14 protein-coding genes are annotated in these 15,895 nt (G+C 71.2%); 4 read left to right on the top strand and 10 right to left on the bottom strand.

All coding sequences use genetic code 11. The features are described 5' to 3' along the window. Positions 1-103: 103 nt before the first annotated feature. From K8556_RS01970 to K8556_RS01960, 3 genes are all read right to left on the bottom strand, one after another. Positions 104-1,633, bottom strand: coding sequence for an MlaD family protein (locus K8556_RS01970; RefSeq protein WP_223738323.1), 1,530 nt, complete (start codon positions 1,631-1,633; stop codon positions 104-106). Positions 1,634-1,751: 118 nt separating this feature from the next. Then, positions 1,752-2,489 carry an ABC transporter ATP-binding protein gene (locus K8556_RS01965; protein ID WP_304503921.1) on the bottom strand — a complete coding sequence of 246 codons (738 nt, stop codon included), beginning with the start codon at positions 2,487-2,489 and terminating at the stop codon, positions 1,752-1,754. Between the two features lie 35 nt (positions 2,490-2,524). Continuing rightward, complete coding sequence (locus K8556_RS01960; RefSeq protein WP_223738321.1) at positions 2,525-3,340, bottom strand: ABC transporter permease; 816 nt, start codon at positions 3,338-3,340, stop codon at positions 2,525-2,527. Positions 3,341-3,575: 235 nt separating this feature from the next. Here K8556_RS01960 and K8556_RS01955 point away from each other — a divergent pair, with 235 nt between their 5' ends. From K8556_RS01955 to K8556_RS01945, 3 genes are read left to right on the top strand one after another with little or no spacing between them, the layout of a single operon-like run. Beyond that, a complete protein-coding gene (locus K8556_RS01955; RefSeq protein ID WP_223738320.1) occupies positions 3,576-4,145 on the top strand; it encodes a hypothetical protein in 570 nt (189 codons plus the stop codon). A 45-nt stretch (positions 4,146-4,190) separates the two neighbouring features. Then, a complete protein-coding gene (locus tag K8556_RS01950; protein WP_223738319.1) occupies positions 4,191-5,594 on the top strand; it encodes a hypothetical protein in 1,404 nt (467 codons plus the stop codon). Further along, positions 5,591-6,430, top strand: a complete 840-nt coding sequence (locus K8556_RS01945) for a hypothetical protein (protein ID WP_223738318.1) — start codon at positions 5,591-5,593, stop codon at positions 6,428-6,430. Before K8556_RS01950 ends, K8556_RS01945 begins: the two co-directional genes overlap by 4 nt. Before the next feature lie 9 nt (positions 6,431-6,439). Here the strand turns inward: K8556_RS01945 and K8556_RS01940 are convergent, their stop codons facing one another. From K8556_RS01940 to K8556_RS01915, 6 genes are read right to left on the bottom strand one after another with little or no spacing between them, the layout of a single operon-like run. Continuing rightward, positions 6,440-7,141, bottom strand: a complete 702-nt coding sequence (locus tag K8556_RS01940) for an RluA family pseudouridine synthase (RefSeq protein WP_223738317.1) — start codon at positions 7,139-7,141, stop codon at positions 6,440-6,442. Further along, the gene (locus tag K8556_RS01935) at positions 7,138-8,631 is read right to left on the bottom strand and encodes a pitrilysin family protein (RefSeq protein WP_223738316.1); all 1,494 of its coding nucleotides are present in this window, start codon (positions 8,629-8,631) and stop codon (positions 7,138-7,140) included. Before K8556_RS01935 ends, K8556_RS01940 begins: the two co-directional genes overlap by 4 nt. 5 nt (positions 8,632-8,636) lie before the next feature. After that, complete coding sequence (locus K8556_RS01930; RefSeq protein WP_223738315.1) at positions 8,637-9,977, bottom strand: pitrilysin family protein; 1,341 nt, start codon at positions 9,975-9,977, stop codon at positions 8,637-8,639. A gap of 27 nt (positions 9,978-10,004) precedes the next feature. Next, positions 10,005-10,664, bottom strand: coding sequence for a response regulator transcription factor (locus K8556_RS01925; RefSeq protein WP_223738314.1), 660 nt, complete (start codon positions 10,662-10,664; stop codon positions 10,005-10,007). A gap of 5 nt (positions 10,665-10,669) precedes the next feature. Then, positions 10,670-13,009, bottom strand: coding sequence for a serine/threonine-protein kinase (locus K8556_RS01920; RefSeq protein WP_223738313.1), 2,340 nt, complete (start codon positions 13,007-13,009; stop codon positions 10,670-10,672). Continuing rightward, positions 13,006-13,329, bottom strand: a complete 324-nt coding sequence (locus K8556_RS01915) for a hypothetical protein (protein WP_223738312.1) — start codon at positions 13,327-13,329, stop codon at positions 13,006-13,008. Before K8556_RS01915 ends, K8556_RS01920 begins: the two co-directional genes overlap by 4 nt. Positions 13,330-13,415: 86 nt before the next feature. On the opposite strand from K8556_RS01915, the gene K8556_RS01910 reads away from it, so the two are divergent. Further along, a complete protein-coding gene (locus K8556_RS01910) occupies positions 13,416-15,110 on the top strand; it encodes an HAD-IG family 5'-nucleotidase (RefSeq protein ID WP_223738311.1) in 1,695 nt (564 codons plus the stop codon). A gap of 1 nt (position 15,111) precedes the next feature. Here the strand turns inward: K8556_RS01910 and K8556_RS01905 are convergent, their stop codons facing one another. Beyond that, positions 15,112-15,894, bottom strand: a complete 783-nt coding sequence (locus tag K8556_RS01905; RefSeq protein ID WP_223738310.1) for a class I SAM-dependent methyltransferase — start codon at positions 15,892-15,894, stop codon at positions 15,112-15,114. Between the last annotated feature and the right edge of the window lies 1 nt (position 15,895).

Raw genomic sequence — 15,895 nt, 5'->3', positions numbered from 1 at the left:
CGGCGCGGGTACGGCTTCGCGTCAGGGCACGGCGCATTCCAGGGGAAACCCCGTGCCCGTGCCGGGTACGACACCTTCCCGGCAACGTCAAGGGGACAACGGTCTAGAACGCCGGGACGCCCGTGGTGGCGATGAGGGCCTTCAGGTCGTCGTCGGTGAAGAAGAAGCCCGCGCCGAAGAAGAAGTCGCGGCCGGCGATGAGGCGGCGGGTGGCCGCGTCGCGCTGCTTGGCGTTGAGGATGTCGTCCATGCCCGCCATGACGAACAGGTGGTCGAACGCCTGGGCGCGCAGCGTGGCGCGCAGGCGCGGGTAGCGCAGCTCGTCCGCGGTGAAGTTGAACGCGTCCATCTTCAGGGTCAGCGCGTCGTCGAAGAGGTGCAGGTCCGCGCCCACGCCGCCCGTGGATTCGATGAGGCCCACGCGCAGGGTGGTGAAGTAGTAGCGCTTGGCGAACTGGAGGCTGACCTTGAAGGACTCCCGGGTCACCTTCTGCGTCTGGATGACCGGGTCCCCGTCAGACGGCGGGTTCGTCTGCACCACCTGCGTGCTGACGGAGCCGCGCGGGTCGTCGATGATCTCCAGCAGGTAGTACTTGTCCGGCTTGGGGATGAGCCGCAGCGACAGGCCGTTCTTGGACGCGCCCTGGGCCACCAGGTAGCTGCTGAACAGGCCCACCTCCGTCTGGAGGGTGCTGAGGCGGGTGGCGAACTCGCTGACGTCCGTGACGGCCTCGCTGAGGCGCTGGCCCAGTTGCTCGTCCGTGAGCAGCGCGCCCGCGGCGCCCTCGCCGTCCTTCACCTTGCGGGTGATGTCCTCCAGGTTGGCCAGGGTGTTGTCCAGCCGGCCCAGCGTCTGCTTGAGGCTGGAGACGCTCTCCTTGAACTCCCCTTCCCCGCTGCCCACGATGTTCTTGACGGTGCCCAGCACCTCGCGGACGTCCTGGGTGATGCGCTCCACGTTGGTGACGATGCGCGTCACCTCCGCGCCGTTGCCCTGGGTGATGGCGCGCACGTCGGAGGACACGCCCTCCACGTTCGCCATGATGGTGTCCAGGCGGTCCGTGTTGCGGCGCACCGTCGCGTCCACCGAGTCCGACAGGCGGACCAGGTTCTCCACGATGCGCTCCAGGCTGCCGGCGCCCTTCTCGCCGCCCAGCACCTCGCGCAGCGCGCCCGTCACCTGCTGGATGTCGGAGGTGATCTGCGACAGGGACTCGAAGACGGCCTCCACGCCCTGCGTGTCGATGACGCGGCGGATCTGCCCGCCGTTCTCCAGCTCCGGCGCCTGCTCCGTGCCGGGGTTCAGGTCCAGCAGGTAGTCGCCCAGGAGCGACTCCGAGCGCTTGGTGACCGCGGCGTCCTGGCGCAGGTCCACGCCCTTGCGGATCTTCAGCCAGATCTTCGCGCGGGTGCCCTCCAGGCTGATGTCGCTGATCTCGCCCACGGGGATGCCGGCGATCTGCACCCGCCCACGGACCGCCAGGCCGGACGCGTCCCGGAAGTAGGCCCACACCTGGGTGGAGTCACGGTCGCTCAGTCCGCCCTTCTTGGCGAACAGCACGAACGTGATGAGGAATCCTCCGGCGGCGAGGACCAGCAGGCCAACACGGAAGGGCGTGACGAGCTTCTTCACCTGATGTGACTCCGAGCGCTACCACCGGCCGCGCGCGACTCTAACGATTTGCATGCCGGGTGCCAGCTTTTCATGAAGGGCTGGAATCCTTGGGGGACCGGATTCCCTACCCGCACTCTTAGTTCTTGCCGAACCACGTCTGGAGGAAGACCTGGACGGCCGGGTGCTGGGACTCCCGCAGCTTCTCCGGCGGGCCGTACTCCACGATGACGCCCTTGGACAGGAAGGCGATCTGGTTGGCCACGTTGAAGGCGGACGCGATGTCGTGGCTGATGACCACGCTGGTGACGCCCAGCTCCTTCTGCGCGGTGAGGATCATGTCGTCCACGGAGTCCGTGGTGATGGGGTCCAGGCCGGTGGTGGGCTCGTCGTAGAGGACGACCTTGGGGTCCAGCACCACGGCGCGCGCCAGGCCCACGCGCTTGCGCATGCCGCCGGACAGGTCCGCGGGGAAGCGGCCCTCCACCTCGCGCTTGAGCCCCATGAGGTCCAGGCGCTTCCTCACCTGCTCGCGGATCTCGTCCTCGGACAGCTTCGTGTGCTGGCGCAGCGGGAAGGCGACGTTCTCGAACACCGTCATGGAGTCGAAGAGCGCGGCGGCCTGGAACACCATGCCGAAGCTGCGGCGCACCTGCTGCAGCGCCTCCACGCTCATGGGGACGATGTCCTGCCCGTCGATGATGACCTTGCCGCTGTCCGGCTTGAGCAGGCCGATCATGTGCTTCATCAGCACCGTCTTGCCGGAGCCGGAGCCGCCCAGGATGACGCAGGTGCTGCCCGCGGGCACGGTGAGGTTGATGCCGGTGAGGACCTTGTTGCCCGCGAACGTCTTGTGCAGGTCCACGATGTCGATCATGGCCCGCTCGGAGCCGGGCGCCGTCTCTGAGCTCATCAGTGCATCAACATGCCGACGATGAAGTCGAGGATGAAGATGGCCAGCGCGCTCGAGACCATCGCCTCCGTGGTCGCCTGGCCCACGCCCTTGGCGCCGCCGGAGGCGTTGAAGCCCTTGTAGCAACAGATGAGGGCCACGGAGAGGCCGAAGATGGCGCCCTTGAGCAGGCCCTCGTAGACGTCCGCCGGCGCCATCCACTGCTGGGTGCGGGACAGGAACGTGCCGGGGGAGATGCCCAGGCCGAAGACGGCGACCACGTAGGCGCCGCTCATGCCCGTGGTGTTGAAGAGCATGGTGAGCGCGGGGACCATGAACAGGCCGGCGAGCACCCGGGGCACCAGCAGGTACTGCACCGGGTTGACGGCCATGGTCTCCAGCGCGTCCACCTGCTCGGTGACGCGCATGGTGCCCAGCTCCGTGCACATGGCGGAGCCGGCGCGCATGGTGACCATCAGCGCGGCGAACACGGAGGCCAGCTCTCGCGTGAGCGTCAGGGCCACGGTGGGGCCCACCAGGCTCTCCGCGTCGAACAGGGCGAACGCCGTGGACGTCTGGAGGGCGAACACCATGCCGGTGAAGGTGCCGGTGAGCCCCACGATGAAGATGGAGCCCACGCCCACGAAGTCCAACTGGGTGAAGAGGTTGTGCAGCCGGAACGGGCGGCGCACGCTCCAGCGGAAGACGTCCAGGCCCAGGGCCACCACGCCGCCAATGCTGCTGACGACGTCGATGAGGCCCTTGCCGAGGCCCTCCACCGACTGGATGAAGGCGCCGGTGAACCGGTTGGGTTTGCTGGGGGTCTCGGTGGTCATGCGTTCAGGCGGGCGACTCTACGTGCTCCGGACGGCGGCACAAGGGAACTGAGCGCGGGCCCATCCCACCCCCACCTCCATCGGTTGGTTGGCCGGAGGGCTCCCACGCGGCGCGCGGGTGGGATGCGATGGGACTTCCTCCGCCTGGGGTCGGCCGTTATGTTGCGCGGCCCTTTTACTTCCACGTCCGGCGCGCCCCTCGCGGGGAGTTGCCGGGCCAGAGCGACACGACAGCATGGCTACTCAGAAGGTCGGCGGCGAGGTGGATGCCCAGTGCACCCGCTGCAAGATGAACCTGGCGCACACCATCCTCGCGATGGTGGGTCCGAAGATCGTGCGCGTCCGCTGCAACACCTGCGGCGGGGACCACGCGTTCCGGGGCGCCGCGGGCGTCACGGACCGTCCCACCAAGGCCTCCACGACCCGCGCGCCCCGCGCGGCCTCTTCCAGCGGCGGCAGCACCCGCGCGGAGAAGGTGGTCATCTCCTTTGACGAGCAGCTCGCGGGCAAGGACATCGCGAGCGCGCCCAAGTACAGCCCCAAGGACACCTACAAGGTCGACCAGGTGCTCCACCACCCGACGTTCGGCGTGGGCCTGGTGACGGCGGTGCGCGGCGACAAGGTGGACCTCACCTTCCGCACGGACACCAAGACGCTGGTGCACGGCCGTGGCGGTCCGCCGACGGACAAGCCCGTCTTCAGTCCGCCGACGAACAAGCACACCGGCCCCGCGGACAAGCCCCAGGCCGAGCCCCCTCCGGAGGCGGACCTGGCCGCTGAGACTTCCCTGCCTTCCGGGGATTGACCCGGAGGCCGGAGCGGCGGTCAACTGGGGCGCTGGGTCTCCCGAATGCGTCCGCCGCTCCCTCTCGCTCTCTGCCTCCTGCTGCTGGGTGCCGCCGTCGCACGGGCGGCTCCGCCGGAGGTGGAGGCGACGCCCGGGCGCGTGGTGCTCGGGGAGGACGTGGTCGTGGAGGTGCGGGTGCGGGTGCCCAAGGGCGCCGGCCCCGTGCGCGCGGCGGCCTCCGCCGGCACCTGGGAGCGGACGCGGGTGGAGGGCGGCGCCGAGCGCGTCTTCCGCTGGACGCCTCCGCCGGTGCGCTACCCGCTGTGGGCGGTGCTCTCGTTCTGGGTGGAGGACGGCCGCGCGCCGGAGGTCACCACCGTGCGGCTGCCGCTCCTGGGACGCACCACGCTGGACGTGTCCACGGCGCCGGGCGCGGAGGTGGTGGTCGCGGTGGGCGAGGCGCGCTTCGGCCCGGTGAAGGCGGACGGGCACGGGCGCGCGCAGGTGCCCGTGGAGGTGCCGCCGGACGCGACGGAGGCGCGCGTGCTCGCGACCCGGGGCACGCTCACCACGGATCGCCGCGCGCCGCTGGAGGTGCCCGCGGTGCGTCCGCTCGTCGCCGCGCTCACGCCGGATCCGCTGCCCGTGGAGGGCGGCGGCTGGCTGATCATCGCGGGCGCCGAGGAGCGCGTCCCCGCCTCGGCGCTGAGCGTGGAGGCGGAGGGCGCCGACGTGAAGCCGGTGGATCCGGAGCGCGCGCGCTACACGGTGCGCCCGCGCGCGGACGCGACGGACGTGTCCGTCACCGTGCGCTGGAGTGACGCGCCCGCCGGGGACGCGGTGCGGCTCCAGGGCGCGGTGAAGCCCGCCGACGCACGGCCCGCGGACGTGGTGCTCATCCCGGACGCCCCTGCCCTCTTCCCTGGGCACGGGGTCCAGATCCCGGTGCCGCAGCCGTCGCTGTTCCTCCTGGGCGGCGCCGCGTTCGCGAGCGGCGCCAACGGGGGACCGCTGCTGGGGCTGGGCGTCACCGTGCCGCTGCCGCTGTGGCGCTGGCGCGTGGCGGCCGAGGCCGAGGCGGGCCTTCGTCACGCGAGCCTGGACGGACAGCAGGCCGGCACGCAGGTGCGCTCCCGCGTCTGGGGGATGCCCCTGCTTCTGTCCGCGCGGGTCACCCTTTTCCAGCGTGGTTCCTTTCAACTGGACGGCCGTGCAGGCGGCGGAGTGCTGGCTTTGAGCCATCACCTGTCGACGAAAGCCATTGAGGCCGGTGCCGTCTTTCCTGACGCCTTGGATGAGCGCAGAGTGCGCGCCATGGGATTCCTGGCCGCACAGGGCGCGTATGGCTTGGGCCGCTGGAGCGTCCTCACGGAGGTGCGCGCGGCCCTGGCGCCCGTGGAGACGCCGTCGCTGCGCGCCGAGCTGGGCGGCGTGTCCGTGTCCGCGGGGCTGAGGTTCGTGCCGTGAGGCGCGCGGGCCTGGCCACGGTGGGGCTGGCGGTGCTGGCGTGGGCCTGCTCGGGCGACCCGGCGGCGCTGCCCGACCCCACCATCGTCAGCGTGGAGCCCGCGACGCTGCCGGTGAACACGAGGGACGAAGACGTCACCGTGCGGTTCGACGCGCGCTACAGCGTGGCGGTGGACTACGGCGCGCAGAAGGTGGACGCGCGCATGGGCGCCGGCCGCGTCTGGGTGGATGAGGTGGAGGCGACGGTGTCGAGCTTCGACCCGGCGGGCGTCGCCGTCGTGACGGTGCCCCGGGGGCTGGGTGCGGGCTCGCACGCGGTGCGCCTGCGACTGGAGGACGGGCGCGAGGCGGTGGCCGATGACGCCCTCACCCTGCGCCCCGCGGGACAGGAGGTCATCGACCCGCCCCCGGCGGAGGACGGAGGCGTGCTCATCCTCACGGACGCGGGCCCCATCTCCAGCGACTTCGACGGCGGGGTCGACACCACGGACGGCGGCCAGCCGGTGGACGCGGGCCCCGGCCCGGACGAGCCGATGCGCGAGGGCGACGTCACGGGCTTCAGCTTCGACGCCATCGAAGGCACGCGCGTGAGCCGGACGCCCTTCGTCATCACGGTGCGCGCCCTGGGGCCCCGGGCCGGGCACTTCCAGGGCTCGGTGGAGCTGAGCGCGTCGCGCGGCACGGTGACGCCCTCCAAGATCGGCCCCTGCGAGGTCGGCGTCTGCAACGCGTACGTCGTCATGGACGCGCCCGCGGGCAACGTGCGCCTCACCGCGCTGAACAGCTTCGGCGCGACCGGCGAGTCCAACACGTTCCGGCTGGAGCCCGCCAGGTAGCGCCGCGCTTCACCCCGCCGCGCGCAGCAGCTCCAGCGTGCGCCGCATGTCCTCGGGCAGCGGCGCGTCCACCCCGCGCGCTGGCAGCCCGGGCAACGCGGGCCACTCCACGCGCGCGGCATGCAGCGGCGTCCGGGCCAGCACCTCCGCGGTCCCCTGCCCTCCCAGGTCGCCCTCCGTGAGCGGCGCCTCGCGGCCGTACTGGTGGTCCACGAGCAGCGGGTGCCCCAGGGACAGCAGGTGCACGCGGATCTGATGCGTGCGGCCCGTCAAAGGCTCCGCCTCCACCAGCGACGCGCGCGCGAAGGTCTCCACCGGGCGCACCCGCGTGCGTGACGCCTTGGCGTCCGGCTCCTCCGGCCTGGCCACGCGCATGCGCCCCTTGCGGCCGGCGACGAGCGGCGCGTCCACCATCCGGGGCGCCTCCAGCCGGCCCTCCACCAGGGCGCGGTAGCGCTTGCGCACCTTGCCCGTCTCGAAGGCCTGGGACAGCGCGCGGTGCACGGCCGCGTCCAGCGCGAACACCAGCGCGCCGGACGTGTCTCGGTCCAACCGGTGCACCACGTAGACCTTGCGGCCCAGCGACGCCTCCAGCGTGTCGCGCAGCGACGCGCCGCCCTCGCGGCCGGGGATGACGAGCACCCCGGCCGGCTTGTCCACCACCATCACGCCCGCGCCCTCGAAGAGGACGCGGGGAACGTCTCCGCTCATTCGTAGTCCGACGCCGGCACGACGGTGATGGGGCCCAGCCCTTCCAGCAGCGGCTTCACCTCCGACGCCTTGCCCAGCACCACGATGACGGGCCGGTCCGCGAACGCGTACTTCCTCGCCGCCGCGGCCACGTCCTTCGGCGTCACGGCGCGCAGCCGGTCGCGGAACTTCTCCACCCAGTCGTCGCCCAGGCCGTGCATGCGCATGTCCGCGATGACGGAGGCCACGGACTCGTTGGTCTCCGTGCGCAGCGGGTACAGGCCGGCCAGGTAGCTCTGCGCGTCCTTCAGCTCGCGGGGCTTGAGGCCGCCGTCGCGCACGCCGTGGATCTCCTTCAGCGCCACGTCGATGATCACCCGCGTGGACGCCGTCTTCGTGAACGTGGACAGCGCGAAGATGCCGGCCGCGCTCATCGTGTCGAAGTAGGAGCTGACGCCGTAGGTGAGGCCCCGGTTGACGCGGATCTCGTTCATCAGCCGCGACGTGAAGCCGCCGCCCAGCGCGATGTTCATCGCCGTGGCCGGGAAGTAGTCCTCGTGGCCCAGCCAGAAGCCGGGGCCGCCCAGGCGCACCTGGGACTGCGTCTGGTCCGGCTTGTCCACCAGCAGCACCGTGCCGGCCTTCGCCAGCGGCTCCTGCCTGCGGGGCAGCATCGGCTCCGCGTCGGGGCCGCCCGTCCAGCCGACGAAGGCGCGCTCGGCCTCCGCGGCCACGGTCGCGGGGTCGATGGCGCCCACCACCGTGAGCAGGGAGATCTTCGGCCCCATGCACTCGGCGTGGAAGCGGACCACGTCGTCGCGGGTGAAGGTGGACACGGTGCGCTTGTTGCCGCCCAGGTCGCGCCCGTACGGATGGTCCCCCCACACGGCGCGCGTGAAGGCGCGGTCCGCGATGGAGGACGGATCATCCAGGTCGTTGGCGAACTGCGCCAGCGCGCGCTCGCGGGCGTCCACGACCTCCTTCTCCGGGAACGTGGGCTCGCGCACCACCTGCCCCAGCACGTCCAGCATCGCGGAGAAGTGCTCCGCCGGCGTGGTGAGGTAGACGGACAGCACGTCCTCGTTGACGCCCGCGTAGAGGCTGGCGCCCACGAACTCGATGGCTTCGCTGATGCCATCCGCGTCCATGCGCTTCGTGCCCCGGCGCAGCAGGCGCGCGGTGAAGTCCGCCAGGCCGTCCTTGCCCGGCGGATCCCACACGCCGCCCGCGCGCATCACCAGCCGCACGGAGACCAGCGGCAGCGGCCCGCGCTCGGCGGCGATGACCCTCAGGCCCGTGGACGTGGTGCTCTCATGCAGCGCGGGCAGCTTCAGCTCGCCGGTGGCGGCGGACTTCGGCGCCTGCGCGGCCTTCACCAGCTTCTTGGCCCGGGCCGGGACGGCCTTCTTCACCTGCGCGACCTTCTTGCGCGCGGCGGTGGCCTGCTTGCGCACGGCCTTGGCGGCCTTGCGGACGGTGTTCTTCACTTTGGCGATCTTTCGGGAGGCCATGGGGTTCAGGCCTCCGCCGCTTCGTCACCGGCCTCGTCGGCGCCGGCTTCGGGATGGAGGGTGACCACCGAGCGGCGCTCGGGGGCGAAGTACTTCGCGGCCACGGCCTTCACCTGCTCCGCGGTGACGGACGCGTAGAAGGTCGGCAGGGACAGGCCTTCACGCCAGTCGCCCAGCAGGGCCTCGTAGTGGCCCAGGGCGTGGCCCCGGCCGCTGTTGGTGGACAGCTCCCGCAGGTGGTCCGCGCGCAGGTTGTTCTTCGCCTTCTGCAGCTCCTTGTCGGAGACGCCCTCGCGCGCGAGCCGCTCCAGCTCCGCGTACAGCAGGGCCTCCACCTTCGCCACGTCCGAGTCCGGCTTGAGCTCCAGGTAGAACAGGATGGTGCCCGGGTCGATGCGCCAGCTCCAGTCGAGCATCACCGACACGGCGGCCTTCTGGTCATACACCAGGGACTTCACCAGCCGGCTGCCCTCGCCCTTGGTGAGGATGTACTGGACCACGTCCAGCACCAGCGTGGCCTCGTCGCTGGCGGCGGGGCCTCGGAAGCCGATCATCACGGACGGCGACTGCGCGGGGTGGCGCACCACGGCGCGGCGCTCGCCCTTCTGCTCCGGCTCCGCGTTGAGCACCGGCGCGGGCGTGGGGCCGCGCGGGATGTTGCCGTAGTACTTGCGCACCAGCGCGAGCGTCTTCTTCGGGTCGATGTCCCCGACGATGTAGAGCACCGCGTTGTTGGGCGCGTAGTACGTGCGGAAGTACTCCTGGCAGTCCTCGCGGGTGATGTTCTCGATGTCCGCCATCCACCCGATGACGGGCCAGCGGTACGCGTGCGCCTTGTAGACGAGCGTGCCCAGCTCCTCGTCCATCATGCCGGGGATCTCGTTGTCCACGCGGACGCGGCGCTCCTCCATCACGACCTGGCGCTCGCTGGCCAGCGTCTGGTCGGAGATGCGCAGGGAGCGCATCCGGTCCGACTCCAGGTCGAGCACCGTCTCCAGCGCGTCCGCGCTGAAGTCGTCGTAGTACACGGTCATGTCATTGGACGTGTACGCGTTGGAGCGGCCGCCGTTGGACTCCAGCGTCTTGTCGAACATCTTGGGGCCGTACTTCTTCGCCCCGTTGAACATCATGTGCTCGAACAGGTGGCTGATGCCGGTGATGCCGGGCCGCTCGTTGCGGCTGCCCACCTGGAAGAAGGTGTAGAGGCTGACGACCGGGGCCTGGTGGTTCGCCAGCAGGCGGACCTTGAGGCCGTTGGGCAGCGTTGCCTCGTGAACGTCGAAGAGGGCGGCGAGGGTGGGGTCCACCGCGCGCACGGCGGTGGACCGCGGGGATGCCTTGGACATAGGTGCCACACCGTAACCACGGCGCGGCTAGAGATCCACGACACCTTCACGCAGGGCCCTCACCACCGCGTCCACGTGGGAGTTGACGCCCATCTTCCGGTAGATATGCGACAGGTGCGTGCGCACGGTGCGCCGCTCCAGCGTCATCACCCGCCCCACCTCCGCGTTGGACAGGCCCTTGGCCACGTACCGGAGGACGTCCAGCTCCACGGCCGTCAGCCCCCAGGGCAGCTCGGCGGGCTTCTTGGCGGGCTTCGCCTGGACGGACTGGAAGTAGTTCCAGAAGCGCCGGGCGATGATGGGCTCCAGCACGGTGCCCCCGTCCATGACCTCCTGGATGCCGGAGCGGATCTTCTCCGGCCCCACCCGCTTCACCAGGTAGCCGGACGCGCCGGCCTGGATGGCCTCGTAGACCTTCTGCTCGTCCTCGAAGGACGTGAGGATGAGGATCTCCACCTCCGGGGCGCGGCGCTTGACCTTCTGCGTCACCTGGATGCCGTTGAGGCTGGGGAGCTCCAGGTCCAGCAGGACGAGCTGCGGGCGTTCACGGACGATGTCGTCCACCGCCTGTTCGCCGTCCTGGGAGGTGCCCACGACCTCCAGCTCCGGAAAGGTGCCCAGCACCTTGACCAGGTTGCGCAGCAACTGGGGCTGGTCCTCGACGACGAAGATGCGCGTGCGCTCCACGGAACTCACCGCCTGGTGGGGGGAGGCTGGAACTGCTCGTCCAGCTTCTGGTGCTGGCCCCGCGAGAAGCGGAGCTGGAAGTCCTTCTGCTCGCCGGTGGAGATGGCCACCACGCGGATGTCGCGAGTGCCCACGCGGACCGGGTGGTTCACCAGCGGCGTCGCGCGGCGCACCTTCGCCCCGTCGATGAAGACGTTCGCCGGCAGGTTCGTGCGCAGCGTGAGGAACGCGCGCTGGTTCTTGGGAGGAACGGCGGGCTCGGCGGTGTCCTCCGCCGCCTCCTCGTCCTCGATGTCCCGCGCGCCCGGGTTGGGCGGCGGCGCGGGCGGCGGAGGCGTGATGGGCTTGAGCGCGGACGGGTTCGCGGGCGTCTGCGTTCCGTTCGCCACCGGGGCGTTGGGATCGTAGCGGGGCAGCTCCGGTTCCTGCACGGGCTCCAGGCCCAGCCGCCACGCGGCGACGGCGAACATGAACAGGCCCACCAGCGCGATGCCGCCCGCGATGAAGAGCAGGCGCTTGCGCCGGGTGCCCGCGTCCACCGCGTCCATGCGCGGCGTCTCCACGGTGTCGAAGCGCTGGTGCACCGGCACGTGCCGGTCCGACGGCGCGGGCTCGGCCATGTCGGAGCGCACGCGGCCCTCCGCCTTCGGAGGGGCCATGCGGCGCTCCGAGCGGGGCTCGGCGGGAAGTGCTTCCGTGGGTTCGGCGCGGCCCCGGCGTGGACCACCCGCGTCGGCGGCCACGGGGGCCGGCGAGGGCGCGCCACCGCCAGCAGGGAGGACCGCCGTCTCCTGGCCGGGAGCCCTGCCCCCTGCCCCCTTCGCGGGACGCAGGGCCGGGCGCTTCGCCGGTTCTTCTTCCGCGCCCGCGGGCTGGCCGGGGCGCAGGGCCGCGCGGCGGCCGGAGGGAGGAACGGGTTCATCCCCGCCCAGCGGTGGCCCGGGGCGCATGGCGGCGCGGCGGCCGGTGGGCACGGGCGGCTCGTCGTCACCGAGGGCCGGACCGGGGCGCATGGCCGCGCGGCGGCCGGTGGGCACGGGCGGCTCGTCGTCACCGAGGGCAGGGCCGGAGAAGTCCTCGATGACCTTCACGCGAGGATTGCGCCCGGCTCGCGCGGACGCCGGGCTGTCCGGGCGGCGGGCCTTCTGCGCAAGGACTCCCGGCGGCGCGTCCCAGCCCTGCTCCAGCGGCCCCGCGGGTGAGAGCTCGGTGCTCCGCGGTTCGCCTTCCGGCCCGGGCTCGTCGTCCATGGGCGCGTCGTCATCCGGCGCGTAGTCCTCGGGGCGGAACTCCTCGAAGCCGGGCGCGGCCTCCTGCGTCTCGGCGGAGGCCTCCTGCTCCGAGGGCGCGCGGCTGTACGGCGCGCGCTGGACGATGGAGGCCTCGTGCTCCTCCGCGTGCAGGTCGTCCATCTCCGCGCCGGAGACGGGCTCCAGTTGGAAGGGCTCCGCGAACGGCACGGGCCCGGGGGCGGCGATGCTCACCTCGTTGGGGAACAGCTCCGACACGAAGCGCGCCACCTCCTCCGCGCCGGGCAGGCCGCCGCCCGCGGAGAGGAAGTTGCGCAGGGCCTGGGCGAACTCGCCGCACGAGCGGAAGCGGCGCTGGGGCGCCGGATCCAACGCGCGCATGATCGCCGGATCCAGCCGCGAGTTGATCCGCCGGTCCAACCGGCTGGGCGGAGGCAGCGCCTCGCGGCGGGTGCTCACGCCGCTGCCGGGCACCACGGCCTCGCGCAGCGTGAGCAGCTCGTACGCGATGGCGCCCAGCGAGTACACGTCCGACGCCTCCGTGGGCGCCTCACCGCGGGTGACCTCCGGTGCCCGGTACGCGCTGCGGCCCCGGTGCGCGAACGTGCGCTTGAGCTGGGGCACGGACAGGAGCGCCTGGAGCGCGCCGAAGTCGCAGATGGCCGGATAGCCCTCGCGCGCCAGCAGCACGTTGCCGGGGGTGATGGCCCCGTGGACGACGCCCGCGTCGTGCGCGAGCTGCACGGCCTCCAGCAACTGGATGACGATGGACAGCGCCACCGTGGGCGGCAGCAGCACCTCCTTCGTGTTGAGGCGCTGGAGCGCGACGCCCAGCGTGAAGCCGTCCACGTCCTCGCGCACCACGGCGAGCCGCTGGCGCACGAAGCCCACGTCCACGACGTGGAGGAGGCCCGGGTGGCGCACGGGCTGGAGCCGCCGCACGGTCTCCGCCAGCGCGCGGGCGTACGCGGGGTCGGAGGTGCGCGGCAGGAAGAGCTTCACCGCGACGGGGAGGGTGGGCAGCAGCAGGGACTCGTACAGCTCCGCGAGGTCCCCCGCCTCCGTGCGGCCGACGAGCCGGTACGTCCCGCTCATCGTTGCTTCCGGGGCGTCTTGGGCCCGTTGGCGCGGCGGCGTGACACGGCGGCGAACATGAAGCCGCACCACACGCACGACTCACCGCGCCGTCCACGGGGCAGCTCCAGGGTGCAGCCGGGGCAGCGAGGCCGGGGCCTGGCGGTGCGGACGGTGGCGGCGGAGACGCTGGCCCGGGTGCGGACGGGGGGCGGCTTGCGGGCCTCCAGGGCGAGCCGGGCCTCCAGACGGCGCACCCGGTCCTCCAGCGCGGTGATGCGAGCGGCCAGGCGCGCGTGGAGGTCCTCGGCGGTGGCCGGGGATGGACGTGGGGTGCGCATCGTTGGACGGGAGCGTGCCAGCCCCGTGCGAAGCCCGCAAGGACGCGGGCGAAGGGCCTTGGGCGCGTGTTATGTCTTGAGGTCCCGTGTCGCCCCTACTCTCCCCTGCCAGGCCCATCCCGGGCGGACCCTCCGAGGATCCGCTGCACGGGAGCTTCCGTTCCTCCATCCGCCGCGAGCACGCCGACGACGCGGCCCGCCGGGCGAGGGATCTGCTCACCGACGAGGTGCTCGGCCGGCTGCTCACCACGCCGCGTGAACTGGTGGACCAGGTGCCGCACGCGCGGGACGTGTTCGTCAACCGCAACCTGCGCATGGACCACATCGAACTCATCGGGTTCGACATGGACTACACGCTGGCCATCTACCACATGCGCCGGCTGGAGCAGTTGTCGTTCGACATGACGCTCGCGAAGCTGATCAGCGAGTACGGCTACCCGCCGTTCGTGGGCGGCCTGCTCTACGACCACCACTTCGTGATGCGCGGGCTGGCGGTGGACCGGGTCAACGGCAACGTCCTGAAGATGGACCGCTTCGGCCACGTGGGGCGCGCGTACCACGGCCTGCGTCCGCTGAAGCGCGACGCGTGGAAGGAGCTGTACCGCAACAAGCGCGTGCGGCTGCGCAACCCGCAGTTCGCGTGGAACGACACGCTCTTCTCGCTGCCGGAGACGTGCCTGTACTCGGGCATCATCGAGCTGATGGAGTCGCTGGGGCACACCGTGAACTACGGCAAGCTCTACGACGACATCCGGGAAGCCATCGACACGGTGCACCGGGACAACTCGCTCAAGCGGGAGATCCGCAAGGACCTGTCGCGCTACGTGTTCCTGGATCCGGAGCTGGGGCCGGCGTTGCACAAGCTGCGCTCGGGCGGGAAGCGGCTGTTCCTGCTGACGAACTCCGCGTGGGACTACACGAACGCGGTGATGCGCTACCTGCTGGAGGGGCAGTTGGCGGAGTACCCCAGTTGGCGCAACTACTTCGACTTCGTGGTGACGGCGGCGGGCAAGCCGGCCTTCTTCACGGAGAACCGGCCGTTCCTGGAGCTGGACTCGTCCACGGAGGCCGGCAAGGTCGTGGGCGAGGCGAAGTCGCTGGAGCGCGGCACGGTGTACTCGGGCGGCAACCTGGCCCAGTTCGAGGAGTTCACCGGCTACCGGGGCGAGCACATCCTCTACGTGGGCGACCACATCTACGGCGACATCCTGAAGTCGAAGAAGTCGTCGCTGTGGCGCACGTGCATGATCGTCCAGGAGATTGAGGACGAGATCACCTACACGGACGCGCGGCGCGAGGAGATCGTCACGCTGTCGGAGGTGGAGCTGACGCGCGCGCGGCTGGACGACGAGGTGAACCACCGCAAGACGGTGTTGAACACCCTGGAGCGCAGGCTGGAGCGCGAGGCGCTGTCGGGGCCCGAGCGCCAGGAGGTGGAGGAGCTGCGCAAGAAGGTGAAGGCGGAGCTGGAGAAGCTGCGCCGTTCGTTGAAGGAGACCAACGGCATCGCGAATACGCTGGAGCGCGACGTCGAGGAGGGCTTCAACCCGTACTGGGGCCTGCTGTTCAAGGAGGGCAACGAGAACAGCCGCTTCGGCTACCAGGTGGAGCAGTACGCGTGTCTTTACACGAGCCGCGTGTCGAACTTCCTGCACCACTCGCCCATGCAGTACTACCGCTCGCCGCGCGACCTGATGGCGCACGAGCAGGCGGGAGCGCTGTCGAGCAAGATGTCGCCGATGGGCAGCGAGGGCCCGCCGAAGGGGTCGGAGAAGGAGTAGCTCAGGGAAGCGCGGGCAGCCGTCCCCAGATGACGTCGCTGAAGCGCGAGGTGGGCTCCGGCTGGATGCCCACCTTCTTCAGGTCGTCGGTGTGGCGGGCGCCCTTCACGACGACCCACCGGCGAGCGACACGCCTCCCCTCCTCCACCGCTTCAGGGGTGAGGGGCGCGTGCTCCGCGAAGCGGCGCAGGACGTCGAAGGCGGGCTGGGCCTTCTTGGGCTTGGCGAACATCGGGTCGAAGAAGACGACGTCGAAGGACTTCGAGGGCAGCGTCTTCAGATACGCGTGCGCATCCGCGTGGAGCACTTCAATGGCGCACGAGTCCGCGCCCCGGTCGTAGCGCTGGAGCCCCTCCGCGGCGACGATGCACAGCGGCAGGCTCTTCTCCAGCCCCACGACACGGCCCGTGGGGCCCACGGCAAGCGACGCCACCAGCGCGTCTTGAGCCAGTCCCAGGGTGCAGTCGAGCACGGCATCCCCGGGAACAATCTCCGCGACCTTGAGGAACGCGTCATCGCGCTGGCCCTGGCGAAGCCGCATGCGCCGCAGGTGCGCCATGCCCGCGTGGAAGCCGAACGAACCCTGAGGCTCCCACAGCGTCACGCCATCGCCGCCCACGACGAGCAGCGCCTCCACCCTGGTGCCCAGCCAGGGCGCGATGCCCTCACTGGAGCGGCGCGAAAGGAACGGCAGGTTCCACCGCTGCGCCACGGCCCGCGCCTCGCGCACCGTGGCCGCATCCGTCTTCGTACTGGTGGTGACGGCGAGGGGAAGCGGAGTCATC

This window comes from Corallococcus sp. AS-1-12 (assembly GCF_020036995.1).
Classification (GTDB): Bacteria; Myxococcota; Myxococcia; order Myxococcales; family Myxococcaceae; genus Corallococcus.
Note: the sequence above shows the minus strand (reverse complement) of the source record. Positions and strands in the feature narration are given on the sequence as shown.